Origin of the sequence: Geomonas agri, assembly GCF_020179605.1 — a bacterium.
Classification (GTDB): Bacteria; Desulfobacterota; Desulfuromonadia; order Geobacterales; family Geobacteraceae; genus Geomonas; species Geomonas agri.
Genome location: NZ_JAINZO010000001.1, coordinates 2,109,845 through 2,135,799, shown reverse-complemented (window position 1 = coordinate 2,135,799; position 25,955 = coordinate 2,109,845). Strand labels below are relative to the sequence as shown.

Below are 25,955 nucleotides of genomic sequence, written 5' to 3'. Positions count from 1 at the left end.
GGAGGGAGCCATGTTCGTCATCATCGTAGGGGGTGGCAAGGTAGGGGCGCACCTGGCCCGGCTCCTGTCCCGGGGGGGGAAGCGGGTGCTGCTGGTCGAGGAGCGGCGCGACCTGTGCGCTGAGCTTACCCGCGAGCTGGACGGGGTGCGGGTGCTGCAGGGGAGCGGCTGCGACCCGCGCCTGCTGGAACAGGCAGCGGTGCGGGAGGCGGACGCGGTGGCGGCGGTTACCGGCACCGACGAGGTGAACCTCGTGGTGGCGGGGCTCGCGCGCGCGGAGTTCGGGGTGCGCCGGGTGATCGCGCGGGTGAACGATCCCAAACACCTCTGGCTGTTCACCCCGAAGCTGGGCGTGGACGTGGCGCTGAACCAGGCCGATATCCTGGCGCACCTGATCGCTGAGGAGATGTCGCTGGGCGAGATGATCACCCTGTTGAAGCTCAGGAAAGGGGAGTACTCGCTGGTGGAGGAGAAGGTGCATCCCCATTCCGTCGCGGCGGGGCGCTCCCTCGCGGACCTCGCGCTGCCGGCCGAGAGCGTGGTCGCCGCCGTGATCCGGGGGGGGCGGCTGATCGTGCCGCGGGGGAACCTTGTCTTCGAGCCGGGGGACGAGGTGCTGGCGCTGGCGCACGCCCGGGAGATCCCGAAGCTCTCCGCGCTTTTGGGGGCGCCCCAGGTGGCCTAGTCGCTGCCTGTCGTTGCCGGCAGCACCTCCCGCAGCACCCGTGCGATTTCCTTCACCGTGTAGGGCTTGCTGAGCGTGGCGCGGAAGCCGTGCTTTTTGTACTCAGACATCACCGGATCGTTGGAGTAGCCGCTGGAAACGATCAGGCAGGCGTGCGGGTCCAGTTCCAGGATGCGCTGCGCCGCTTCCTTCCCTCCCATCCCACCCGGAATGGTAAGGTCCATAATCACCGCGTCGTAGTGCTCCCCGTTTTGTCGCGCCGCTCGGTACAGCTCCACCGCCTCGCTCCCTTCGCAGCAGGTGGTCGGGGTGTAGCCGAGCTGTTCCAGCATGGCACCGGTGAGGTCCCGGATCAGTTCCTCGTCGTCCATCACCACCACGCTGCCTCCCCCGGCGGGGGCGTGCCCGGGCTCCTGCTCCCTGGCGAGCGCGGCGGTGTTCTGCCCCAGTGAAGGGAGGTAGATGGTGAAGGTGGTGCCCCTGCCCGGTGTGGAGTCGGCCAAAATCACCCCACCGTGCCTGGTCACGATGGAGTGGGTCGAGGCGAGACCGAGGCCGGTGCCGCTGGCCTTGGTGGTGAAGTAGGGATCAAAGATCTTCTTCAGGTCGTTCTCCGAGATGCCGCACCCCTCGTCTTTGAAGTCGAGGCGCACGTAGTGCCCCGGTGCCAGCCCGAGCCGGTTCCCCGGCTCCATGAGCTCGTTTCTGCCATTGATGGTCAGGGTGCCGCCGCCGGGCATGGCGTGCACCGCGTTGATGATGATGTTGTTGAAGGCCTGGTTCATCTGCCCTTCGTCAGCCTCGACGATGTCCAGGGTGTCGGGGATCTCGATCTTCCCCTTGACGTTGGTCCCCCGCAGCACCAGTGACAGCGATTCGCCCGCCAGTTGCTTCACCGAAAACACCTTCTTGATGGGCTGCCCGCCGCGCGCGAAGGTGAGCAGCTGCCCCGCCAGTTCCGCCGCACGCTGGCACGCCTTCTCCGCTTTGCCCAGCGGCCCCTTGGCCTTGTGCTCTTTTTCCAGCACCATCTGGGCGAAGCTGATGTTGCCCACGATGCCGGTCAGGATGTTGTTGAAGTCGTGGGCAATCCCGCCAGCCAGCACCCCCAGGCTCTCCAGTTTCTGCATGTTGAGCATCTGCGCCTCGATGCGCTTGTTCTCGCGGTCCAGGCGCTTCTCCTCGGTGATGTCCTGCACCATTACCATCAGGTGCGCCTTCTCCTCGACCATGAAGCGACTCAGGTAGCTGCGCAGGGTGAGTTGCTTGCCGAAGCTCGACAGCAGTTCCTTTTCCAGCACGCGGGGGGTACCGTCTGCGAGCACCTGTTGCGCCAGCTCCAAGAGCCCGCCGTCGCGCCAGGACGCCAGCTCCTTGAAGTTTTGCCGCAGCAGAGCTGCGACGCTGCCCCCGGTGATATCCGCCACGGCTTGGTTGGCCCGGATGCAGTTGCCGGTCTCGCCGTCGAAGACCGCGATCCCCATCGGGGACTGGGCCAAGAGCGTCTCGACCAGCATGAGCGCCTTGCCGCGCGCCTGCTCCGCCTCGATGCGGTCGGTGATGTCGGAGATAATACCCACCAGTGCCCTGAGCGACCCGTCCGGCGCCTCCAGCCTCCTGCCCGAGAGGTAGCCCCAGAAATGCCCCCCGTTGCCGCTCAGGTAGTGGCGCTCGGTGGAGGTTCCTTTTACCTCGCCCGCCACCAGGCGTCGCATCAGTTCGCTCCCCTCCGCCAGCTGTTCCGGGTGCAGGTGGCTTATGTAGCTCGAGCCGATCAGTTGCTCCATGCTGCAGCCGAACATCTCGGCCATACGGTTGTTGGCGAAGCGGATCATCCCCTGCGTGTCCACCATGATGATGCCCGCCTGGGAGGTCTCGAAGGTCACCCTCAGTTGCTCCTCGCTTTCCTTGAGGGCGGCCTCGGCGGCCTTGCGCTCCCCGACCTCGGCCTTCAGGGCCCGGTTCAACTGGCGGAACTTGAGTACGATGACGCCCAGGATGGTAATCACTGTGGCGCAGATGAGCAGGGCGCCCAGCAGCAGGCCGTAGTTGCCGCCGGGCCGGGGATCGTAGATGATGCCGGTGGGGTCGACCCCCGACGGCATCATCCCCATGCCGGCGAAGGTGTCGGCGATGCGGCGCCAGCGGGTGGGACTCTGGTAGCCGATTTCGACAAGGGTGGGCTGGATCAGCGCTTCCATCTGGTTCGCCTCGAACAGGAGCCACTCGCGGCTGCGCTCGCGGGAGTACTTGGCCAGGATCAGGTCGGCGATCTCCTCCTTGTGGGACAGGGCGTAGCGCCACCCCTTGAGGCTGGCCTCGCGGAAGGCGCGCACCAGCGCGGGGCGGTTGTTGATAGTGGCGCGGGTGGTAAAGAAGTTGTCGCCGTAGAAGTCGATGCCGTAGGTGAGCGGGGAGAAGACGAGGTAGGGTTCCCCCGCCTGTTCGAGGATGTAAGGTTCGTTGAAGCTGTAGGCCATCATGACATCGGCCTTGCCGGCGATGAGGTCGCGGGCATCGCCGTGGTGCTCCACCTTGACGATGTCCTTCTCTTCGATGCCGTTGTTCTTGAGCAGAGTGATCATGTCGCCGTGCTGGTTGGAGTACATGAAGCGGCGACCCTTCATGTCGGCGACCTTCTGGATGCCGGTCTTGCGCGGGGTGAGCAGTATTGCGGGGGAGTGCTGGAAGATCTGCCCCAGCACGACGAGGTCGTCGCCGTGGGCCCGGTGCAGCAACAGCGCCGAGGTGCCAACGCCGAAGTCGGCCTGCCCGGTGGTGACCGCGTTCTCCACCTCGACCTCGGGGCCACCTTCTCGGATGGTGACGTCGAGCCCGGCTTCGCGGTAGAACCCCTTCTCGAGCGCCGCGTAGTAGCCGGCGAACTGGAAGTGGTGCAGCCACTTGAGCTGGAGGGTGACGCGCTCGTTGGCGAGGGCTGGGTGTGCCAGCGCCAGCGCAAGGGCCAGCGCCAGCAAGGCGGCCCATGCCCTGTGCCTTGCTCGTTGGGCAGGTTTCATGGTGCGGTCCTCGTAGGACGCGCCAGCGGTCGTTGGCGTGCCGGGCACGGCATTCAGGGGGTGTTGCAGTAGTCGGCCAGGTAGCCGCGGATGCGGTCCACGTTGTCCTGGTCCTGGTCGGGCTCTTCGCGCATAAGCTCCATCAGGATCGTGATGCAGCCGCTGCCATCCACGTCGTGGTCGACAAACTTGACGCCGAGCAGCTCGTCGTTGACGTGCACCACCTCGGTCCAGATCTGCAATGGGGGACGGAAGTTAGGATCGGGGTCGAGATGGATGCGCAGCAGGCAGCCGGTACCGCCGGGAAGTGCAGCGGCGTGGCGCAGGTGCAGCAGGGCGCCGTTGAAGGAAATGTTCTCCAGGCTGCCGGTAAGGCACTCGCCGTGGTGCACCAGTTCCACCCTTTTGGAGGAGGGGGCCCGATAAAACTGTCGCAACTCTGTCATAGGGTACAGACCTTTGGCAACCAGGATGAAGTGTTTAGTTTCATCATCGGAAAGAACGTTCCTGCTCTTGAGAACTTTTAGCGGAAAGCGTAGTTTACCGTGCCGGTACAGCCTGGAGTACGACAATGATCTGGGCTGTGCGGGGTATTATGCCATGCATTGGCAATTTTTAGCTATTTTAATTTTATGAACCACGCCCTTGTGGCCATCAGTGCCCATTCCATCTTCAATAACAGCGGATGAAGAACTCCAGCAATAGTGCTTGAAACTGGTACTGCCTTCTTGTATAAGAACCGAGGCCTGTCTTCTCTCCAACAGCGAGGCAGGCTCCCCGTTGTTACCCGCCTTACCGTCCGGCAATACGGACGCCACATGACTTGACACACGTTCGACACGGCCTTGCCGCAGCTGCAGCAAAGCCTGGGAGCACCGCCGATGGGATACGCCGAGGCAGGTGAGCATCGCAAGCCACCTAGCTACCTTTTGGGCCCCGCCTCTTTGCTGTTGCTTGCCGTCCTGGTCCGGCTGGAATTGTTCCCGGCAGCGCTGCTCTACGTTTACCTGCTGGCGAGTCTCGCCACCTTTCTCCTTTACGCCGTGGACAAGAATGCCGCGGTAGCCGGGGTGCGCCGGGTCCGCGAGCGCACCCTGCACCTGGCGGCCCTGTGCTGTGGTTGGCCCGGTGCCGTCCTGGCGCAGCGCCTGCTGCACCACAAGACGCAGAAGGGCTCCTTCCTGGTGGTGTTCCGCTTGACCGTCCTTGCCAACGCCGCAGTACTTGCCCTGTACGGCTGGGCGTGTCCGGGCGGGTGACGGCGTTGCACGCTGCTGCCATTTTGCCCCTGGCAACGCCCTCACCCTGGCCTTCTCCCGGGAGGAGAGGGGCGTGGGGCACGCGATGCACATGCTGGAGCTGGTTGTTTCAATGAAATGAAAGTTGTCGTGGAGGGATAGTGCCAGGTCCGGATCAGCAGGGGATGGAATACGGGATGTTTACCCACCCCGTACAGGGGGAGTCCCGGTCGTTGTACCAGGAACTGGTGCAGGTGAACCGCAAACTGGAGCAGAAGGTCCAGGAGCTGAACCGCGCCCAGCAGCGGCTCATGGAATACCGCAAGGTATTCGAGTGCACCGGCGACCTCATTTACGTTTTTGATCGCGACTACCGCTACCTGATGGCCAACGAGGCTTACTGCGACTGCCGCAAGAGTCTGTTCCCGGACCTGATCGGTCGTACCCTCCCCGAGGTGATCGGGGCCGATACCTTCGCCCGCGTCAAGCCGCGGCTGGAAGCCTGCTTCGCCGGCAACGAGCTCAGCTACGAGGATAGCCACGACTACGTTGACAAGGGGAAGCGCGACCTGCTGGTCACCTTTTCCCCCGTATTCGAGGGGGAGAAGGTGGAGCGCGTTGCCTGTCTGATCAAGGACGTGAGCGAGCGCAAGCTCTTGGAGGAGCAGCTGCGGCAGTCCCAGAAGATGGAAGCGATCGGCACCCTCGCCGGCGGCATCGCCCACGACTTCAACAACATCCTCACCGTCATCGCAGGCTACGCCTCGTTGATCCAGAGCAACGGGGAGGAGCCAAACGAAGCCGTGGCCATGGCCGGGGAGATCCTGTTCTCGGTGGAGCGGGCCGCGGAGATGACCCGGAGCCTGTTGGCCTTTAGCCGTAAGCAGGAGGTGCACCTGGAGACGGTGGACCTGAACCAGCTGGTGGCGGAACTGCACAAGAGCCTGTCCCGGCTTATCAGCGAAGAGATCGAGCTCGTGGTGCGCGTCTGTGGTGCCGAACTCTGCTGCGTGGCCGACCGGGGACAGCTGGAGCAGGTGCTGATCAACCTCGCCGTGAATGCCCGCGACGCCATGCCCGGGGGGGGAGTGCTGGACATCAGCACCGGGACCGCGGAGCTGGAGGATGAGGATGTCCCCGCCGGCCGGTACGCCGTGATCACGGTCTCCGACAACGGCACCGGGATGGCAAAGGAGGTGCAGGAACGGGTTTTTGAGCCCTTTTTCACCACCAAAGAGGTGGGGAAGGGGACCGGGCTCGGTCTTTCCTCCAGCTACGGCATCATCAAGAAGCACCACGGGGAGATCCGCCTGCAGAGCGAACCGGGTACCGGCACGAGTTTCCGCATCTACCTCCCCCTGTCCGGTGAGCGCCCCCGCGAGGAACGCGGCGAGAGCGAGGGGCGCCTGAGCGCGGGCAGCGGTACGGTGCTCCTGGTCGAGGACGAAGAGACAGTGCGCGACATGACCCAGCTGCTCCTGGAGCGCCACGGCTACCGCGTGCTCACCGCCCGCAACGGCCACGAGGCCCTGGAACTGTACCGGAACAGCCAGGAGAGCGTGCAGGTGCTGTTAAGCGACGTGGTCATGCCGCGCATGAACGGTCGGGAGCTGTGCGAGCAGGTGCGGCAGCTGGAGCCGGGGCTACCGGTCATCTTCATGAGCGGTTATCCTGCCGACGTCATCTCCGAAAAGGGGTTTTGCGGTGGCGGCGCCTACCTGCAAAAGCCGATCAAGCCCGAGGAGTTGCTGGGGGTGCTGCGGCGCGCCATCAGCGGGTGATGCACCTGCCTTCCCGCCGTCGCCGGTGTTACGCGCCGGCGCTTTCATTCCACCACCTCGATCTTTGCAGTTACCTTCGAAATTTCTTACCTCCCCCAGTCATATCAGCCCCTTGCACTGAATAATTTAGCGGCTACACTCTTAGCGTTTCTCGTTTTACTCATCCTTTTTCACCGAGAGATGTCAGGAGGCCCCCTTCTTTGGCGTGGCGCCTGTCTCTTTGTCAGCGCAGGTCGCACCCCGTGTCAGTATTATTTCTTTCTAAAGGTGTGCTGGCGGCAATCTGAATAAAATTGACTTCCGTCAAATCTTTTGTCGACTGTTTCGTGCATGAATTAATCCAATTTTAATGCTGCAATCGGCGCTGTCGGCCGGAATCTCTACCCACCACAGAGGAGGAAAACGATGCTTAAGAAGAATGTGGCTGCAACCGCGGCAATCGCCGGGGTGATCGCGCTGCTGTCGATCCCCGCCCTGACCACCGCGGCCAAAACGAAGCCGGTGCAGGTCGCCAACGACGGCAGGGCCAAGTGCTACGACTGTCACGACGAGGTGAAGGCGCTCAAAGAAGGCTCCAAGCACGCCAAGCTCTCCTGCAAGGTGTGCCACGACAAGTTGGACGCCCACATGAGCGACCCGGAAAAGAACAAGCCGGTCACCGTCATCGACGCGGCGCTGTGCGGCAAGTGCCACAAGGCGCAGTACGACAGCTTCTTTGAGGTCAACTACGAGGCCGCCGCCAGGAAAGAGAAGGGCACCCCCACCGGGCGCTCGCCGATGCAGGACAAGCTTCTGGCCGGGCACGGCTTCACCTTCGAGCACAACGAACCGCGCGGCCACGCCTTCATGGTCATCGACCAGTTCGTGGTGGACCGCTTCCAGGGCGGCCGCTTCCAGTTCAAGGAAGGGTGGAAAGGCGTAACCTCCACCGGCAAGACCTGGGATGTCTTGACCGACACCGGCAAGAAGCTCCCGGAAACCGCCATGGCCGGCAACGCGACCTGCATCCAGTGCAAGACCTCCGATCATCTCCTCAAGTGGAAATTCATGGGTGACAAGGACCCCAAGGCCAAGTGGGACCGCACCTCCAATGTCGTCGATGTCGCCAAGGACACCAACAACCCGGTCGGCTGCGTACATTGCCACGACCCGCACGGCACCCAGCCGCGCGTGGTGCGCGACGCGCTGATCCAGGCCATCGAGAAGGACCCCAAGGGTAACATCTTCGCCAAGAACGGCACCACCGACCTCAAGGTGATCGACTTCCGCGGCTTCAGGAAGATCGGCATCATGCAGAAGGCCGACTCCAGGATGATGTGCGCCCAGTGCCACGTGGAGTACAACTGCAACGCCGGCACCCAGTGGAGCGACGGCAAGGCGGTGAAGTACGACGACCTGCGCACCAACCACTTCCCGCTCAAGAACTCGCTGCAGCTTCTGAAGCACTACCAGGACCTCAACTTCTTCGACTTCAAGCACGCCATCACCGGAGCGCGCCTGATCAAGTTTCAGCACCCGGAGGCGGAGACCTACGCGGGGAGCGTCCACGACAAGGCCGGCGTGCAGTGCCACCAGTGCCACATGCCGCAGCACAAGGACAAAAACGGCAAGATGTTCTCCTCGCACGGCGTGATCCGTCCCAAGAACCACGTCAAAGAGGCCTGCCTGGGCTGCCACCCGAAAGACAGCGTGGCCAAGAAAGCCTACGAGATCGACGCGGTGCAGAACTACGTGAAGGGCAAGATGCGCAAGGCCGAGTACTGGCTGGGGCAGCTGATCGATACCTACGCCGCGGCACAGCGCATGGGTGTCGCCCCGACCGTCCTGGACGAGGCGCGCGCCAAGCATGAAGAGGCGCACGTGCTGTGGGAATACTGGACCGCCGAGAACTCGGACGGCTTCCATAACCCCGACCTGGCCCGCGAGTCCCTGACCGGCTCCATCGCCGCCTCCAAGGCGGGCGTCAAGATCCTCAACGACGCCATGACAGTAGCCAAGAAGGACGAGCCCAAGAAATAGCGGCAACCACAGCCGCAGCAAAAACGAAAGCCCCGCCTCCGCATGGAGACGGGGCTTTTTTCGTCGGTTGATCCCGCTCATGCACGGTCACCGACCTCATTTTTTCAGTAACGGGGAGGGCCGCACTGACAATCCCGGATCGTTCTTATGTAATTAAAATAAAATAATTCAGTTAACGTAAACGCTTATTTAAGGAATTGAAGTGAGGCTCCGATAAAGCTTGTCATGGGAGTTATGGCAGCTGTTATTTCGCTAAAACTCCATTCCTATTTAGGGAGTGTTCTATGGCTTTTACGTTCTTCATGCGCGACCAGCCCACACTGGAGTACGCGGCCGATCACATGATCAGCTACGCGATGGGCCGAAGCCGCATCAAGATCTGGGATGCAGGCTGCGCCCTGGGGCAGGAAACCTACACCCTGGCCATGATCTTCGCCCAGAAGATGAACTCCTTCGGCTTCAAGAACCTCCGCATCGACGCCACCGACTACGACAGCGCCAACAACTTCGGCGACGTGGTCAAGGCGGCCACCTATCCCTATGAAGAACTCCAGCGCACCCCCGCAGAACTTTTCAACAACTACTTCGAGCCGGCCGACAAGCCCGGGCAGTACCGGGTGGTGCAACTGTTGCGGGACCGGGTCAACTTCCAGTATCACGACCTCCTCTCGCTGAAAGCGCCGGGTGGGGACTACTGCCTGGTGGTGTGCAAGAACGTGCTGCTCCATTTCCAGTACCAGGAGCGGGTCGAGGTCTTCAAGATGTTCCACCAGGCCCTCGCCCCCGGCGGTTATCTCGCCACCGAAAACACCCAGAAACTACCCCAGGAGGTGGCCCATCTCTTTGAGCAGGTGGTTCCCGATGCCCAACTGTTCAAGAAGATAGGGGCCTAGTCTATGAAGATCGTCCCCCTGAAGAAGAGTCCGGCGACCTACAGCTGCAACTCGTACCTCATCCTCGGGGACTGGAACCGGATCGACGACGTGAACACGGTGATCGACCCGGGCGTGGACAGTTACATCGTGGGACAGATCGCAGAGATATCCACCGGCTTCGGCAAGCAGCCGGTCGAGCAGGTGCTGCTCACCCACAACCACTTCGACCACACCTCGGGGGTGGCGGCGATAAAGGCCGCCTTCGGCTGCCGGGTGCTTGCCTACCGGCACGGGGTAGGGGTGGACGAGGTGCTGCACGACCGGCAGTTTATCAGGGCCGGTGACGACTTCCTGCAGGTGCTGCATACCCCGGGGCACTCCAGCGATTCCATCTGCCTGTATGCTCCCGCCGCGCAGGCACTCTTTTCCGGCGACACCCAGGTCCGGGTGCGGGGCGAGGGGGGGAGCTACACCGAGGAATACGTCGAAGCCCTGAAGAGGTTGTGCGGGCTCAAGGTTAAATGCATCTATTCCGGCCACGACGAGCCGGTCCTAGACGGGGGGCGGGAAATCCTGTTGAAAACCCTGGCCGAGGTGCTGAAAGCGCAGCAAGCATGAAAATGACAACTCACCGCGCCGCCCGAAGCCCTCGTGGCGTCGTGTCGCGGGGCGATAACGCGGAACCAAGGAGGCAGACATGAAGTGGTTTTACGATCTGAAGCTGGGGGCAAAGCTGATGACGGGTTTCATCACGATAGCCGTCATCGCCGGGGCGATCGGGTACTTCGGTATCCGGGAGATCCACAATATCGAAGCTGCCGACAGCAAGCTGTACGAGAAGATCACCATCCCGGTCGCTCAGTTGCAGGACGTTTCCACCTCCTTCCAGCGCATACGCGTCAACCTGAGGGACTTGGTCGCTGCCACGAGCCCGCAGGAGGAGCAGGGCAAGGTGGAGCGCATCAAGCTGCTGCGCGGGGAAATGGACAAGGCCGCCAGCGACTTCGAGAAGACCATCCTCACCGACGAGGGGCGTAAGCTGTTCCAGGAGTTCAAGCAGGCGCGCGCCGGCTATGAACCGATCATTGACCAGATCGTACGCCTGGCAGTTGCCAACCGCGACAACGAGGCACGGGCCCTGATGGCAGGGGACGGCGCCAAGTTCTCCAGGATGGAGCAGGACGCCATCGAGAAGCTGGTCGACGCCAAGCTGAAGCAGGCGAAGCTCACCGCTGACGGCAACGCCGAACTGGCCACCTCGGCCACCAAGATCATGCTGGTCCTAATCGTGGTCGGCGTGGCGCTGGCCATCGGGCTCGGGCTCTTCATCACCAGGATCGTGCAGCGCCAGCTTGGCGCCGATCCCAAGGAAGTGGGCGAGGTCGCAAACCGCGTGGCGGCGGGCGACATGAGCGTCGCCATCGAGGTGGACAGCAAACACGGCGACAGCGTCATGGCTGCCATGCAGAAGATGATCGAGTCCATCAAGGCACTGGTGGCTGACGCCAACATGCTCTCCGACGCAGCCATCGCCGGCAAGCTCGCCACTCGCGCCGACGCCTCCAAGCACCAGGGGGACTTCCAGAAGGTGGTGGCCGGGGTGAACGATACCCTGGACGCGGTTATCGGGCCCCTCAACGTGGCGGCCGAGTACGTGGACCGCATCTCCAAGGGAGACGTCCCTCCGAAGATCACCGACAGCTACAACGGTGACTTCAACGAGATCAAGAACAACCTCAACGTCTGTATCGATGCGGTCAACGCCCTGGTGGCGGACGCCGCAATGCTCTCCCAGGCGGCGGTAGACGGCAAACTCGCCACCCGCGCCGACGCCAGCAAGCACCAGGGCGATTTCAGGAAGATCGTCTCCGGCGTGAACGACACCCTGGATGCGGTGATCGGGCCGCTGAACGTGGCTGCCGAGTACGTGGACCGCATCTCCAAGGGGGACATCCCGCCCAGGATCACGGACAACTACAACGGCGACTTTAACGAGATCAAGAACAACCTCAATGTCTGCATCGAGACCCTCGATGCCCTCATTACCGACATGAACAACATGTCGACCCAGCACGACCTGGGCGACATCGACGTGCAGATCGGCGCGGAGAACTACCAGGGCGTCTACCGCCAGATGGCGGCAGGCGTGAACAATATGGTCAACGGCCACATCGCGGTGAAGAAGAAGGCGATGGCCTGCATCGCGGAGTTCGGGCGCGGTAACTTCGAGGCGGAGCTGGAGAAGTTCCCCGGCAAGAAGGCCTTCATCAACAACACCATCGAGCAGGTGCGCGCGAACCTGAAGGCGCTCATTGCCGACACCGACATGCTGGTGCAGGCGGCGGTGGCAGGGAAGCTGGCCACCCGCGCCGACGCGACCAAACACGAGGGGGACTTCAGAAAGATCGTCGCCGGGGTGAACGAGACGCTGGATGCGGTGATCGGGCCGCTGAACGTGGCCGCGGAGTACGTGGACCGCATCTCCAAGGGGGACATCCCGCCGCGCATCACCGATAACTACAACGGCGACTTCAACGAGATCAAGCTGAACCTCAACAACTGCATCGACATCATGAACAACCTGCTCATCGAGGCGGACAAGGTGGTAAAGGCGGCTGCCGATGGGCAGCTTGACCAGCGCGCCAACGCCGACCTCTTCATTGGCGGTTGGAAAGAGCTGGTGGTCGGGGTCAACAACATTGTCACCAACATCGTCAACCCGCTCATGGTGACCGCCGACTACGTCGACAAGGTGGCCAAGGGGGTCATCCCGCCCGCCATCGTGACCGAGTACAAGGGGCAGTACAACATCATCAAGGACAACCTGAACGCAGTGGTCAAGATGATGAACGAGCTCCTCGAGCAGACCGACATCATCATCAAGGCCGCCGCCGACGGCGAACTGGACAAGCGTGCCGACGCTTCCCTGTTCGTGGGCGGGTGGAACAAACTGGTCGCGGGGGTCAACGACACCGTGACCAACATCGTCAACCCGCTCATGGTGACCGCGGACTACGTGGACAAGGTGGCCAAGGGGGTCATCCCGCCCGCCATCGCGACCGAGTACAAGGGTCAGTACAACATCATCAAGGACAACCTGAACGCGGTGGTCAAGATGATGAACGAGCTGCTGCAGCAGACCGATATCATCATCAAGGCTGCGGCCAACGGCGAGCTGGACAAGCGTGCCGACGCCACCCTGTTCGTAGGCGGGTGGAACAAGCTGGTCGTGGGGGTCAACGACACCGTGACCAACATCGTCAACCCGCTCATGGTGACCGCGGACTACGTGGACCGCATCGCCAAGGGAGACATGCCGCCGACCATCGTCACCGAGTACAAGGGACAGTACAACCTGATCAAGACCAACCTGAACGTGCTGATCGAGGCGATCAACAAGATCACCGACGCGGCCAAGGAGGTCTCCAACGGCAACCTGATGGTCTCCCTGAAAGAGAGAAGCGCACAGGACGAGTTGATCCACGCCCTCTCCGCCATGGTTGCCAAGATCACCGAGGTGGTCACCGAGGTCAAGGTGGCGGCGGACAACGTCGCTTCCGGCAGTGTCCAGCTCTCCGCCAACGCCCAGTCCATGTCGCAGGGCGCCTCGCAGCAGGCGGCCGCCGCCGAAGAGGCCTCCTCCTCCATGGAGGAGATGAGCGCCAACATCAGGCAGAATGCGGACAACGCACAGCAGACCGAGAAGATCGCGGTGAAATCCGCCGACGACGCCAAGGAAGGGGGCAAGGCGGTCGCCGAGACGGTGCAGGCCATGAAGGACATCGCCGGCAAGATCTCCATCATCGAGGAGATCGCGCGCCAGACCAACATGCTGGCCCTGAACGCCGCCATCGAGGCGGCCCGTGCCGGCGAGCACGGCAAAGGGTTCGCCGTGGTGGCAAGCGAGGTGAGAAAGCTCGCCGAGCGCAGCCAGGTGGCGGCGGGCGAGATCTCCGAGCTCTCCGTGTCCAGCGTCGAGGTTGCCGAGCGGGCCGGCGAGATGCTCTCCGCCATCCTGCCCGATATCCAGAAGACGGCCGAACTGGTGCAGGAGATCAACGCCTCCAGCAAGGAGCAGGATACCGGCGCGCAGCAGATCAACAAGGCGATCCAGCAGCTGGACCAGGTTATTCAGCAGAACGCCTCGGCCAGCGAGGAGATGGCCTCCACCGCCGAGGAGCTCTCCTCGCAGTCGGAGCAGCTGCAGTCGACCATCTCCTTCTTCAGGGTAGACATGGCGGCGTCCGGGCACCAGTCGGCGCCGAAGCAGCTTACCAAGTCGGCAACGAGGAGCGAGGTCAAGCAACTGAAGCAGAGGTCAAACGCGCAGAGCAAGAAAGCCGTGGGGCACGACCTGATCATGGCCGACATGGACGGCGACAGCGACTTCGAGAGGTTCTAGAAGTAAGCTACGGGGCGGCCTGCGGGCCGCCCCCATTAAGGTGAGGACGGTATGGAAGCGGCAGAAGTGAAGGTCTCCAAGAAGAAGGAGCGCACCCTGGTCACCTTCTCAGGGGAAATGACCATAGCCAACGTCGGTGAACTCAGGGAGCGTCTGCTGCTGGCCTTTGCCGCGGGCAAGCCGGTGGAACTCGCCCTGGCGGGGCTCACCGCCATCGACGTGACCGGGCTGCAGCTTTTGTGCAGTTGCCACAGGACATCGTTGGCCAAGGGGATCCCCTGCACGATTACCGGACGCAACGAGGTGCTGGCGGACATAGCCGCGGTGGCGGGGCTGCCGCGGCTCAAGGGATGCGTGCAGGACGTGGAAGGGACCTGCATCTGGCGCATAGATACGGATAAGGTGACGGTATGAGTGATGCTTTTGCCCAGGCATTCAAGGACGAGGCACGGGAGTTGCTGGCGGACCTCGAGGAGGCGCTGCTCGAGATGGAGGAGAATCCGGCAGACCTGGGCCTGGTGGGCCGGGTCTTTCGGACCATGCACACCATCAAGGGGTCGGGAGCCATGTTCGGCTTCGATGACATCGCCTCGTTCACCCACAACGTGGAGACGGTGTACGACCTGGTGCGCAACGGCGAACTGGCGGTGAGCAAGGAGCTGGTGAACCTGAGTCTCGCAGCGCGGGACCGCATCCTCGCCATGCTGGAGGCCGCCGAAGGGGGAGCACCGGCGGATGCGCAACGAAACGAAGAGGTGATCCGGGGCTTCCGGGCCCTCGTTCCCAGCCAAGACGGGAACGTGGCGCCGCCGGATGCCGAGGGGGTTCGGGAGGAGGTTGACTCGTCGGCGCCCCTGGTTACCTACCGGATCCGGTTCAAGCCGGAGGCGGGGATCTTCGCCAGCGGTAGTAATCCGCTGAGCCTCTTGCGCGAGCTGCAGGAACTGGGACCCTGCAGCATCGTGGCCAATACCTGCGACATGCAGGCCCTGGACGCGCTCGACCCGGAACTCTGTTACCTGTACTGGGACGTGATCCTCAGCACCAGCGCGGGGAGGGACGCCATCGACGACGTCTTCATCTTCGTCGCCGATTCCTGCGAATTGAGCGTCACGGTCGTGGACGACGGCACGATGGACGATGCTGGCGGCGGTTACAAGAAACTGGGCGAGATACTGATCGAGCGCGGCGACCTGACGCCGCAGCAGATGGACGAACTGCTGGGCAAGCAGAAGAGGTTCGGTGAACTGGCGGTGGAGTCGGGGTTGGTCAATGCCACCACCATCACTTCGGCCCTGGTGGAACAGCAGCACGTCAAGGAGATGCGCCAGGAGCGGCAGGCACAGACCCAGAGCCAGGAGGCCGCCTCCAGCATCCGGGTCAGTGCGGACAAACTGGACCTCCTGGTGAACCTCGTGGGCGAGCTGGTCACGGTGCAGGCGCGCCTGAGCCTGGTGGCACAGGAACTGAAACGGCATACCGAACTGGTCTCGGTGGCCGAGGAAGTGGAGCGGCTCACCAACGACTTGAGGGACAACGCCCTCGACATAAGGATGCTCCCCATCGGCGCAACCTTCTCCAAGTTCAAACGGCTGGTCCGGGACCTCTCGGCGGAGCTGGGCAAGGAGATCGACCTTACCACCGAGGGGGCCGACACCGAGCTGGACAAGACGGTGATCGAAAAACTGAACGATCCCCTGGTGCATATCATCCGCAACAGTATCGACCACGGCGTGGAGACACCGCAGGAGCGGCTGGCCAAGGGGAAATCGAAGACCGGCAGCCTCCACCTCGCCGCGGTGCACTCCGGCGACAGCGTTCTGATCACCATACGCGACGACGGTGCCGGGCTGAACGTCGACGCCATCCGGGCCAAGGCGATCGAGCGCAAGATCATCCCCGCCGGCTCCGACCTCCCCGACCGGGACATCTGGCAGCTTATCTTCGCCCCCGGCTTCTCGACCGCGGCCAAGGTTACCAGCGTCTCTGGCCGCGGCGTCGGCATGGACGTGGTCAAGCAGGCCATCGAGGGGCTGCGCGGTAGCATCGACGTGAAGAGCGAACCGGACCGGGGCACCAGCATTACGCTCAAGATACCGCTCACGCTCGCCATCATCGAAAGCCTCTTAGTGCAGATCGGCAAGGACCGCTTCGTGATGCCTCTGGCCATGGTGGACGAGTGCATCCTGCTCACCGAGAAGGAGATCGAGCAGGGGCACGGACGTGACATACTGCTCGTGCGCGAGAAGCTGGTGCCTTACGTGCCGCTCAGAAAGATGTTCCGGATAGAGGGAAAGGCCCCCGCCATCCAGCAGGTGGTGATCTGCCAACTGGAGGGAAAACGGGTGGGACTCGTGGTTGATTGGGTCATTGGCGAGCACCAGACCGTAATCAAGTCCCTGGGGAGGATGTACCAGCAGGTCGAGGGAATGTCCGGCGCTACCATCCTGGGCGACGGCTCGGTGGCGCTCATTCTGGACGTCCCCGCCATCTTCAAGACGGCCGAGGGAGCGGCCTGACGACGGACAGCCACGGGGAGGGGGAGCGCCTTGTGGCTGGACAATTGTGTCGATTTTGGTTACTATCGGCCCCAATTTTGTTCAAGATTCTGTTTCTTCCCTCAGTACCCAGGCACACGTTTTCTGGAGTTTCTGCGTGAAGCGCGTTACCGGACGCCTTTTCATCATGCTTACCGTGCTCTGGCTCGGTTTGCTTGCCCTCCGCATTTCCCCTGCCTCTGCTGCCCAGCAGACGGTGCGCATCGGCGCGTTCAACTTTTACCCCGGCATCTTTAAGGCCAAGGATGGCAGCATCCAGGGCTTCTACGTGGACACCCTGGATGAGATCGCGCGCCGTGAGGGGTGGCGCATCGAGTACGTCTACGGCGACTGGGCCGACGGCATCGCCCGTGTCAGAAACGGCGAGGTGGATCTGATCACCAGCGTGGCGTGGACCAGCGAGCGCGCCCTGTTTCTCGATTACGGCAAGGTGCCGCTGCTCACGGTCTGGGGTGAACTCTACGTCCCGCGCAACGCCGGCCTGAACAGCATCAAGGACGTCGCGGGGAAACGGGTCGCAGTGATGAAGGGCGACTTCAACGGCGCCAGCTTCCGCAACATGGTGCAGAAATTCGGCATCAACTGCCATTTCGTAGAGTACGGCAACTTCGAGGAGATCTTCCAGGCGGTAGTCGCCGGCAAGGTCGACGCCGGCGTGGTGAACAACAGCTTCGGGGCCGCCAAGCAGTACCAGTACGGCCTGGTCTCCTCGGGCATCATCTTCAACCCCTTCGACATTTTCCTCGCCACCGGCAAAGGGCGCAACGCGCAACTGCTCGCCACCCTGGACCGCTATCTGGCCAGCTGGCGTGGCACACAGGATTCCCCCTATCACAAGGCGCGGGAGCGCTGGGCCCACGGCGATGCTGCCTCACTGCACGCGGTTCCCCCCTGGCTCGCGCCCACCCTGATCGGCCTGATTATTTTCCTCGCTGGGGCCAGCGTCTTCATCATCCTGCTCCGCATGCAGGTGCGCAAAAAGACCACCGAGGTGGTCCGGCAGACGGCGGACCGCAAGATGATCGAGGACACCCTCTTTTTCATCAACGAGTGCGGCGCCAAGAACCGGGCCGATGACCTCCTCCACGGCATCAACCGTTACCTTGCCGACACCCTCGGCGTGGACTACGCCTTCGTGGCCCAGTTGAACCCCGACGGGCAGTCGGCGCGCACCCACGGTTTCTACGCCCGTTCTGGCGGCGGCTCCGACATCACCTACCGCCTGGCTGGCACCCCCTGCGACAACGTGGTGGGCAAGAGCGTCTGCGTCTACCCCCAGGGGGTGACGGCGCTGTTCCCGGAGGACGACGTGCTGCGGGACCTGGCGGTGGAGGGGTACGCGGCGGTGCCGTTGTGGGATGCCCAGGGAGAGGGGCTTGGCCTGCTCGGTGTCCTGAGCTGTTCGCCCCTGCGCAACGCTCCCCTGATCGAGACATTGCTCGGCATCGCCAGTTCCCGCGCTGCCCAGGAACTGGAAGCGATGCACCAGTTCGCCCGGCTGGCAGAGCAGAATGCCCAGCAGGCCCAGCACATTTCCGAGAAGAAGCGCTCCGAGGAGCAACTGCTCGAGTACCTCAAGGTGATCGAGTGTTCCCGGGACCTGATCTGCGTCCTGGACCGCGACTACCGCTACCGCATGGCCAACGGCGCTTTTTTGCGCTACCACAACCTGGCTGCGGAACAGGTGGTGGGGCGGACCGTGGTTGAAGTGGTTGGGGAGGAGCATTTCGGGGAGATCAAGCACCACCTGGACGCCTGCCTGGGCGGACAGTCGGTGCGCTTCGAGATGGAACAGTTCTTCCCGGAACGGGGCGTGCGCGCGGTGACGGTAACCTACACTCCGGTCGAGGACCACGGAGACAATACCAGGATCGCCTGCGTGATCAGTGACCAGACTGACAAGAAGCACCTCGAGGAGCAGCTCAGGCAGTCCCAGAAGATGGAGGCGATCGGACACCTGGCGGGAGGGATTGCCCACGATTTCAACAACATCCTCACCGTCATCGCGGGGTACGGCAACTTCCTGGAGATGGACGGGTCGCTCACCACGTTGCAGCACGAGCAGGTGGGCCAGATCATCGCCGCTGCTGAGCGCGGCTCGCAACTGACCCGCGGGCTGCTCACCTTCAGCCGCAAGCAGGTCATGAACCCGCGCACCCAGGATCTGAACGTACTGGTGGGGCAGGTGCAGAAGTTCCTGCTGCGCATCATCGGCGAAGACGTTACGTTGCAGTTCACCCCGACCCAGGAGCCGCTCAACGTGTTCGCCGACGGCAGCCAGCTCGAGCAGGTCCTGATGAACCTGGCCACCAACGCCCGCGACGCCATGCCCGACGGCGGCACCCTTACCATCGAGACCTGCTGGCAGCAGGTGGACGAGGCCTACGCCAGGTCCCAGGGGTACGGCGAGCCGGGGCGTTACGCCTGCATCATCGTTTCCGACTCGGGCAGCGGCATGGACCGGGGGACCCGCGAGCGGATCTTCGAGCCGTTCTTCTCCACCAAAGCGGTGGGCAAGGGGACCGGCCTGGGCATGTCCATCGTGTACGGCATCGTCAAGCAGCACAAAGGGTTCATCAACGTCTACAGCGAGCCGGGGGAGGGGACCACCTTCAAGATCTATCTCCCCGAGGCATCCTCCACGGCCGTTGCGGACGCCTCGGAACCCGGTCCAGTTGCACCGGCATTGGGGAGCGAGACGGTCCTCGTTGCCGAGGATGACGCCGGCGTCAGGGGCTTGGTTGAATCGCTGCTCAAGAAGTACGGTTACCAGGTGGTCCTGGCGGTGGACGGCAGCGACTGCGTTCAAAAGTTCCTGGAACACCGCGGCAAGATCGATCTGATCCTGATGGACGTGATCATGCCCGGTAAAAACGGCAAGGAGGCCTTCGACGAGATCAGGAGGATCGATGCAACCGCCAGGGTACTCTACTCCAGCGGCTACACCGCCGACTTCATGAAAACTCGCGGTGTCTTCGACGACAGTGTCGACCTGATCATGAAACCGGTACAGCCGATGACGCTGCTGCACAAGGTGAGGGAGGTGCTGGATAGAACGGCAGGTTGAGGTCGAGGCTGAGGCTGAGACTGAGACTGAGACTGAAGTACGAAAAAAGGGCACCCTGATCAATGGGGTGCCCTTCTTTTTGTCTTGAGGTTATCTCGACCTCAACCTTAACCTTGCTTTTGGTTTATCGCCGCCAGGCGCCAGGCATTGTTGCCCACCGGCCTGGTGAAGGTCCAGTACTCCTCGAACTTCACCGGGTCGGTCTTACTTCCCTCGAGCACGGTGCCGCGCTCGTCGGTGGTGTAGTCGAGCAGGTTGGCGTATATGAGGGCGGTGACATAATCCTGCCCAGCCTCCTGCCACACCTCTTCGATCTCTACGCTGCGCACAGCGATGTTCTCCAGTCGGTTAACCCGGGCCTCGCGCAGCAGGCGCTCGATATCCTCGCGGAAGATCCCCTGCATCTCGGTGGTGAGCAGCGGCGCGAGCGCCTGCTGGTCGCGGTTCATCCACCCCCCCTGGATCCTGAAGAAGTTGTCCATCACCTGGTCCTTGAAGCGGGCCTCGTCGAAGCTGGGATCCATCTGGCGCAGGTGCAACAGCCCGGTCTGGACGTCGTCCCGGATCGACTCCTCGACGTGGTAGGACGCCGGGATGCTCTGTTGCTGGTAGCTGTCGTACCCCTGCGAGCCGTAGCCGGTCGAGACGCTCTGCAGCGTGGTGTTGCTGCGCCGCCTGCGCACCATGCGGTAGATCATGTAGCCGATGCCGGCCAGGAGGATGATCTCGAACAGCCCGATGCCACCGCCGCCGTAACCCGGCCCGCCCGCGCCGGCGAGGCCCCTGAAGAGCATGCCGCCCAAGAGGCCGCCCGCGATGCCGCCGGCCATGCTGCGCAGGAAGCCGCCCCCGGCGGAGGGCTGCTGCATCTGCGGTTGTCCCATGGGGGAGGGCGCCGACTGCTGGTACGGCGTGGACTGGCGATACGTGGTCCCCGGCGTCGAGTAGCTGCGGGAGCCGCGGCTGCCGATGGAGCGTCCCCCGGCGGCGCGAGCATGGGCGCTGGTTTCCAGCACCGTGGCACTCAGCATGAAGACTGCTGCGAGGAGTGCGAAAGCTTTGGCGAAGTTACGTTTCATGTAGTTTCTCCTGTTGAGTGGTTGGTTCAGTTGCCGGCCAACTGCAGCGGTTGCACGGGAATCCTGCCAGTCGAACTGCCGCGGGTGCGCCCCTTGCGGATGCCCTTGGCGATCCAGAAGCCGATCGCCTCGCGCACCAGGTCCGACACGTTGAGCGAGGTGGCCTTGGTGAGGCGCTCCAGGAGGCGTTTCTCCTGGTCGCTCACCCTGAGCGATACCACGTTCTTCAGTACCGGCTCCTTGATCTCCTTTTTCTTTCTCGCCGTTTTTTTCTTAACTTGGGTCATGTATTGTTTCGGTTCCATAATTTCCTCTCCTTCCGGGTGTTACCCGTTTGCAAAGGGCGCCGTCACAGCACGACGGCGCCTGTGACGGTAAAAAAAAAGACCTTTACCCGGGGCGACTGCTCGCTACAGGTAAAGGTCTTGCTGTTAGATGAATTATCCTCGGGCCCGGGTGTCACCACCGTCTTGACGAACCAAAGGTCGACCATTTCTCCAGTCGATAGCTACTCCCCTTTACAGGACGTGATAATAATAACGCCCCTGTCTCCTGTCAACCCATTTTTACAAAAAAACGTAAACGGCGCCGACGCTGAAAAATTGGTTGGAGAAGATTAATCTTTTGCCGGATTGCTATACACTTGTCCGGGTGCAAGGCCCACATGCTGCTGCACGGATGTAAGAGGAATCGACAGCAGCAGCAAGCCCGGGAGAATGACATGCTCAGACCGGCAAGCAGCGTGATCCGCTACGCGTGCTACTTCAGGCTCGCCAAGGTGCACAGGGTGCTCGACTACGGGGCGGGGTTGCTGCGCAACGCGCTTTATCTCACCGAAGAGGGGTTCCAGGTCTATGCCGCCGATGTCCCGGAACAGGTCAAGGCGCTCGCGGTCCATCCCGAGGCCGGGAGGCTGGCGGGATTGTTGACGGTTGGTGAACTGGCCCAGGCGGGGCTGGGCGTGGACCTGGTGCTGTGCACCTTCGTTTTCAATATCCTGACCACCCGCCGCAAAAAACAGTACCTCGACAACGTGGTGGCCAACCTGCGTCCGGGAGGCCTGTTCCTCATCGAGGTGAACAGCAGACAGGAGGATGCACCCTGTGGCTCGGTCCTGCAACACTATTACAGCTGTGATGGTAACGCAAAGAGCTACTGCCATGACAAACTGGACTTACAGTTGGCCCCCTTTGGCTTGAAGCGTGTCTGTCACTACTACAGTAGTCACGCCTTAGCGGTGCTGTATCGATTGACTGAACAAAAAAATGAGAGATGTTTTTGACATATTTGAAAAAATCGTATAAAAGGACGCTGAATAAGTGGCAGAAATCAGCGTGCGGAGGTCTGCATGGCTTTGAAGGACGTGAGAATACTCATCGTTGATGACGAGATATTTTTCCGCCAGGTGTTGCGCGCCATCTTGGAGAAGATCGGTTTCACCGTGGTCGGGGAGGCCGGCGACGGTGCCGAGGCCCTGGAGCGGTACCGCGCCCTGCGCCCGCACATCGTGATCATGGACATCTACATGCCGGACATGAACGGCATCGACGCCACCAAGGACCTGCTCGCCCTGGACCCCAACGCCCGGGTGCTGGTTGCCAGCGCCTCCGATTTCGACTGCGACACCCAGGCCGCTCTTGATGCCGGCGCCAAGGGAATCCTGATGAAGCCCTTCGTCCCGAAAGAGATCTACGAAATGATCCGCAAGCTGCTTACCGGCAAGTAGCCGGTAGCACGCGAAGCCGCCAGGAGAGCAGATCCGCGGAAAATACTGACGCAGCGTTCTTTTTCCGTGCGGATGAAAAAAATAGCAGGCCGGGCAGTTTTTTGGGTTGACTGGTCAAGACGGTTTTGCTATAAAACGGATCTCTGTTGAGCGGGAATAACTCAGTGGTAGAGTGCAACCTTGCCAAGGTTGAAGTCGCGGGTTCGAACCCCGTTTCCCGCTCCATACTAACAACAAGGAATCCTTCGGGATTCCTTTTCTTTTGCCCCGACTTTCACCAAACCTTTCACTAAGAAGGTTCTCAGAGAGAGTCGGGGCTTTCGTTTATTGCTGTTGGCAAGGTGAGGACAGGAGAGGGGACCGTCAACGGTTGACCTGGGAAAGCTAGTATGCTGGCTGCTTGTTTCTTCTTGGGTTCAATAAAGTCTCTTCCGAAGTAGTCTAAAATCTGCCAAATATCCTCTTCAAGCCCTTCGATGTAATCCCCGTATACCTCATAGACCATCTTCTTAGATCCATGCCCCATAAGCCGCACAAGGCGGTTAGGATCTATCCGAAGAGTAAGCGCCCAGGCTGCGAAGGAGTGGCGCAGGGAATAAGGCACCTTGTCTGTTATGCCGCTTGCTTTTCCCGCCTTGGTCCAAACGTCTTTCAGGAAGTTTGCAGGCCGGAAGACGGTTCCGGTCTTGGTAGTGACAACCAGATCGCCGGTACTCCTGGAGAGGAGGATGTCAAGCCGTTGCCGGATTGCTTTGGTGATTGGAATTTTGCGTATCCGGTAGAAGGTTTTTGGCGTGTCCTGTTCACGTCCCCTTACGTTGGTGTGCTGCACCATGATGTAATCGGGGTGGATGTCACTTCGCCGAAGCCCCGCCATTTCCGAATTGATCATGCCGGTTAGAAGCATCAATTCAACGACCGGCTGATACCAAGGGTCAATGTGCTTGAGGAATTCCTGCCATTCTTGATAGCGAAAGCCCTCCCGGCGTTTGGGGCGGGTCTTGGGAAGGTGCTTTTTCAGGTTCGTGAAGGGGTTGTGAAGAACCCATCTGAATTGGTCGCAGGCATCATTCCAGATGGAACGAAGGGGAATGAGGATGTTCACGGCCCGCGCTTTTGAAAGTGGCAGCCCCTTCTTTACGCCCTTTTTCCTCTTCAGTGAGCTGATGAACTTTTGCAGCTCCACGCCGCTGATCTGGAAGAAGGTCATATCCCCGAAGTACGGAACAAGCCAGTAGTCGATGATTTGCTTGTAATCGTCCTTTTTGGTCCCTACGGGGTAATTGCTCCAAACACTTTCAAACCATTCCTGGACGTAAGCCCCGAAGAGGATATCCCTAGGCTCAGGGGTGTATTGCCACCCCTCTAGTTTGGCGAAGTAAGCCTTTTCCTCTTCAGATGCTCCAGGGAAGGCGTCAGCAAAGACGAACTTGCTTGCTGCGATCTTTTCCATTGCCCGATCCAGCCAGAGCCGAGCTTTATCCCTGTTCTTCTTGGTGTCGGGGAGGCCGGTTGTTTTTTCGACACGCCGGTTGAAGTAGTAGAAAAGGAAGTAGAGGTTGCGCGACCCAGGTTTTCTGATGATGGTTCCCTGTTTCTTGTCGTCGATGTCAAAGAGCAAAACGTCTTGGTGGGTTTTGTGTTTCATGGATGTCTCCTGTCCACATCCCCACCGGCCAAAGTCCGAGGGGAACCATATCACATTTAATGTCCCGATCAATAATCCCAATTTACGGCCCGTCCTTTGGTAAGGTTGGGACTCTTGGAAGAAGGTCGCCCTGGATGGGACATGGAGCCAGGTGAGGCCGAGTTGGAGAAGAGAAGCAGCGCGAGTTCAGCCGACCAAACAAATCGCAGTACCCGGCCACGTTGCAGGTAATGACGCCCATGAACGAGTTGTGCAGATTGCTTCCAGGTGAAAAGAGTTGCCCTGGACACGTGCAAGCGCTCCGCTAATTGCTCAATAGTGAGAAATTCGAGCTGGCCATCCTGGGGGAAAGAGGGGTTGCTATCAGTCATGGCATTTCACCCCTTTTACACGGCGACAGGCCGCTTCTAAAGCATCCTCTTCCGTAAGGCGACCATCGCTAAGATACCGGTTAAGGTAGACCTGAAAGGCAACGGTTTCTTTTGGGGTAAAGGTCGCCAGACATTCGGTGACAAAAACAGCGTCAATAGAAAAATCGTCCACTGCACCCCTCCTTAGAACGGAACATCGGAATCGTCTTCAGGAGTGATCCCAAGGACTTCGTTTTCCCAGTCAATGCGCTTCATAGGTTTGTCCAGAGCTTGCAGGAACCTTTGCGCGAGGTCAGGAGGAACGCCTTTGGTTGTCCGGTGCCGACCGTCTTTATCTCGCCAGATCTTCTCCCGACGAGGGGCGGGGATGGACAGGCCAAAATCCGAGACGTGTCCACCATTGTTCTCAATTTCCCAATAAAACTTTCGCTTGACGGTCCTGAATGCTTCCCTCCGTTCGTCGCCCTCATAACGGATCTTCAGGGGCTTAATGCTATCCAGGAGGTTCTTGGTCATACCGTATCGTTTCCCCTCAATGGGACAATGCCCTTTGCCCATGTATTTGAGCATGTACCTGACAGCATGCTCCTGGTTGTTTAAGCGCTTGACGTTGACACTGTTGGGCGCTTGATCCCAGATCTTAGCGAGCCATTGTGCGGGGATGAAGGGGTGATCGAACAGGATATGGAAGTGGATATTCTTGGTGTGCTGTTCCTGGATCTCAGCTACCCAGATATAGCTAAGCTCCTGTTGCGCCTTGCGGGTCTTTTCGAGAAGTCGGTCATACTTCTTTTTGACGGTATTGAGGAATCGCTTGAATCGGGTCTTCGCCCACTCTTGGTCAACTTGGCCGGAATCATTGAGCTGCGCTATTTTGGGATCAAAGGTGAGCGTTACAAAGAGCTTGAACTCTACAGACGAGCACTCCACGGCCCTGCGGATGGTTTTACGTGCTCTGGTTGTGAAGGATACAGAAACCAGCTTTTCTGCTCGCTTGGGAACCGATCGGCGACCGGAACGGAAATAGCCTGCGGAGATTTCTCCGCTGGGGTAAATGGTAAGGCAGGCACCACGACTAACAGCCCTTTCCTTGTCCCACTTCTCAAGAAGTCTCTTGGTGTCCTCTGTCAGAGTTATGGGACATATATCAAGTTCAAGAGGCGCCGCCTGCGGCGGCAAAAATGCCTCTAAGCCTGGGAGTGACAGCTGCGGTTGTGGCGAGGGGGCTAAAACCTGTTCCGCCCCACCGCCTATGCCCCCGGCAGCGCCGGGACCACAGGCAGAGGCTGCGGGCCTAAACTCTTGTTGTTGTTGAATGTCGGTGGGATCGTAGCAAGTCATGGCACAACTCCTTTTTGCGTCTTTGACGCATTAGAAATTGCCCCTTGCTTGCTAATACCAGGAAGGATTTGCTTGCTATTGGGCGGGGAATCAGATGTCGATGGAAAATTATTTGCCCTTCAGTAACTCTCTGAAAGGGGTGGTA

The 25,955-nt window shown here is 60.9% G+C and carries 19 protein-coding genes and 1 tRNA gene; 13 read left to right on the top strand and 7 right to left on the bottom strand.

The window, feature by feature from the left end; genetic code table 11:
- The first annotated feature begins 10 nt into the window (after positions 1–10).
- Positions 11–685 carry a potassium channel family protein gene (locus K7R21_RS09220; RefSeq protein WP_224982967.1) on the top strand — a complete coding sequence of 225 codons (675 nt, stop codon included), beginning with the start codon at positions 11–13 and terminating at the stop codon, positions 683–685.
- Here K7R21_RS09220 and K7R21_RS09215 read toward each other — a convergent pair.
- A complete protein-coding gene (locus K7R21_RS09215) occupies positions 682–3,705 on the bottom strand; it encodes an ABC transporter substrate-binding protein (protein ID WP_224982966.1) in 3,024 nt (1,007 codons plus the stop codon). The two genes, K7R21_RS09220 and K7R21_RS09215, sit on opposite strands and share 4 nt — an antisense overlap.
- A gap of 53 nt (positions 3,706–3,758) precedes the next feature.
- Complete coding sequence (locus tag K7R21_RS09210) at positions 3,759–4,151, bottom strand: PilZ domain-containing protein (RefSeq protein WP_224982965.1); 393 nt, start codon at positions 4,149–4,151, stop codon at positions 3,759–3,761.
- Between the two features lie 435 nt (positions 4,152–4,586).
- Between K7R21_RS09210 and K7R21_RS09205 the strand changes: the two genes are divergently transcribed.
- The 9 genes from K7R21_RS09205 to K7R21_RS09160 all read left to right on the top strand — a co-directional run bounded on the left by K7R21_RS09205 (position 4,587) and on the right by K7R21_RS09160 (position 19,645).
- Entirely contained in the window at positions 4,587–4,964 is a 378-nt protein-coding gene (locus K7R21_RS09205; RefSeq protein WP_224982964.1) for a DUF1294 domain-containing protein, read from the top strand.
- Positions 4,965–5,104: 140 nt separating this feature from the next.
- Positions 5,105–6,724: an ATP-binding protein gene (locus K7R21_RS09200; protein WP_224982963.1), complete on the top strand. Its 1,620-nt coding sequence runs from the start codon at positions 5,105–5,107 to the stop codon at positions 6,722–6,724.
- Positions 6,725–7,129: 405 nt separating this feature from the next.
- Positions 7,130–8,743: an ammonia-forming cytochrome c nitrite reductase subunit c552 gene (locus K7R21_RS09195; protein WP_224982962.1), complete on the top strand. Its 1,614-nt coding sequence runs from the start codon at positions 7,130–7,132 to the stop codon at positions 8,741–8,743.
- 284 nt (positions 8,744–9,027) lie between these two features.
- A complete protein-coding gene (locus K7R21_RS09190) occupies positions 9,028–9,636 on the top strand; it encodes a CheR family methyltransferase (RefSeq protein WP_224982961.1) in 609 nt (202 codons plus the stop codon).
- Between the two features lie 3 nt (positions 9,637–9,639).
- Positions 9,640–10,236 carry an MBL fold metallo-hydrolase gene (locus K7R21_RS09185; RefSeq protein WP_224982960.1) on the top strand — a complete coding sequence of 199 codons (597 nt, stop codon included), beginning with the start codon at positions 9,640–9,642 and terminating at the stop codon, positions 10,234–10,236.
- A gap of 79 nt (positions 10,237–10,315) precedes the next feature.
- Complete coding sequence (locus K7R21_RS20820; protein ID WP_318248340.1) at positions 10,316–14,020, top strand: MCP four helix bundle domain-containing protein; 3,705 nt, start codon at positions 10,316–10,318, stop codon at positions 14,018–14,020.
- 51 nt (positions 14,021–14,071) lie between these two features.
- Complete coding sequence (locus tag K7R21_RS09170; protein WP_224982959.1) at positions 14,072–14,434, top strand: STAS domain-containing protein; 363 nt, start codon at positions 14,072–14,074, stop codon at positions 14,432–14,434.
- Complete coding sequence (locus K7R21_RS09165) at positions 14,431–16,539, top strand: chemotaxis protein CheA (protein ID WP_224982958.1); 2,109 nt, start codon at positions 14,431–14,433, stop codon at positions 16,537–16,539. Before K7R21_RS09170 ends, K7R21_RS09165 begins: the two co-directional genes overlap by 4 nt.
- Positions 16,540–16,675: 136 nt before the next feature.
- The gene (locus tag K7R21_RS09160; protein ID WP_224982957.1) at positions 16,676–19,645 is read left to right on the top strand and encodes an ATP-binding protein; all 2,970 of its coding nucleotides are present in this window, start codon (positions 16,676–16,678) and stop codon (positions 19,643–19,645) included.
- Positions 19,646–19,752: 107 nt separating this feature from the next.
- Here the strand turns inward: K7R21_RS09160 and K7R21_RS09155 are convergent, their stop codons facing one another.
- Both K7R21_RS09155 and K7R21_RS09150 read right to left on the bottom strand, forming a co-directional pair.
- Complete coding sequence (locus tag K7R21_RS09155; protein ID WP_224982956.1) at positions 19,753–20,724, bottom strand: Tim44 domain-containing protein; 972 nt, start codon at positions 20,722–20,724, stop codon at positions 19,753–19,755.
- A gap of 26 nt (positions 20,725–20,750) precedes the next feature.
- The gene (locus K7R21_RS09150) at positions 20,751–21,029 is read right to left on the bottom strand and encodes a ribbon-helix-helix protein, CopG family (RefSeq protein ID WP_224982955.1); all 279 of its coding nucleotides are present in this window, start codon (positions 21,027–21,029) and stop codon (positions 20,751–20,753) included.
- 416 nt (positions 21,030–21,445) lie between these two features.
- On the opposite strand from K7R21_RS09150, the gene K7R21_RS09145 reads away from it, so the two are divergent.
- The 3 genes from K7R21_RS09145 to K7R21_RS09135 all read left to right on the top strand — a co-directional run bounded on the left by K7R21_RS09145 (position 21,446) and on the right by K7R21_RS09135 (position 22,675).
- Positions 21,446–22,006 (top strand): class I SAM-dependent methyltransferase, encoded by a 561-nt coding sequence (locus tag K7R21_RS09145; protein WP_224982954.1) that lies wholly within the window; start codon positions 21,446–21,448, stop codon positions 22,004–22,006.
- A gap of 66 nt (positions 22,007–22,072) precedes the next feature.
- Entirely contained in the window at positions 22,073–22,450 is a 378-nt protein-coding gene (locus tag K7R21_RS09140) for a response regulator (RefSeq protein WP_224982953.1), read from the top strand.
- Between the two features lie 150 nt (positions 22,451–22,600).
- Positions 22,601–22,675: transfer RNA gene (locus tag K7R21_RS09135), tRNA-Gly, on the top strand.
- Between the two features lie 76 nt (positions 22,676–22,751).
- On the opposite strand, the gene K7R21_RS09130 is transcribed toward K7R21_RS09135, so the two are convergent.
- The 3 genes from K7R21_RS09130 to K7R21_RS09120 all read right to left on the bottom strand — a co-directional run bounded on the left by K7R21_RS09130 (position 22,752) and on the right by K7R21_RS09120 (position 25,810).
- Entirely contained in the window at positions 22,752–24,098 is a 1,347-nt protein-coding gene (locus tag K7R21_RS09130; protein WP_224982952.1) for an Arm DNA-binding domain-containing protein, read from the bottom strand.
- A 363-nt stretch (positions 24,099–24,461) separates the two neighbouring features.
- The gene (locus tag K7R21_RS09125; RefSeq protein ID WP_224982951.1) at positions 24,462–24,641 is read right to left on the bottom strand and encodes a hypothetical protein; all 180 of its coding nucleotides are present in this window, start codon (positions 24,639–24,641) and stop codon (positions 24,462–24,464) included.
- A gap of 11 nt (positions 24,642–24,652) precedes the next feature.
- Positions 24,653–25,810 carry a rolling circle replication-associated protein gene (locus K7R21_RS09120; protein WP_224982950.1) on the bottom strand — a complete coding sequence of 386 codons (1,158 nt, stop codon included), beginning with the start codon at positions 25,808–25,810 and terminating at the stop codon, positions 24,653–24,655.
- Positions 25,811–25,955 lie beyond the last annotated feature (145 nt).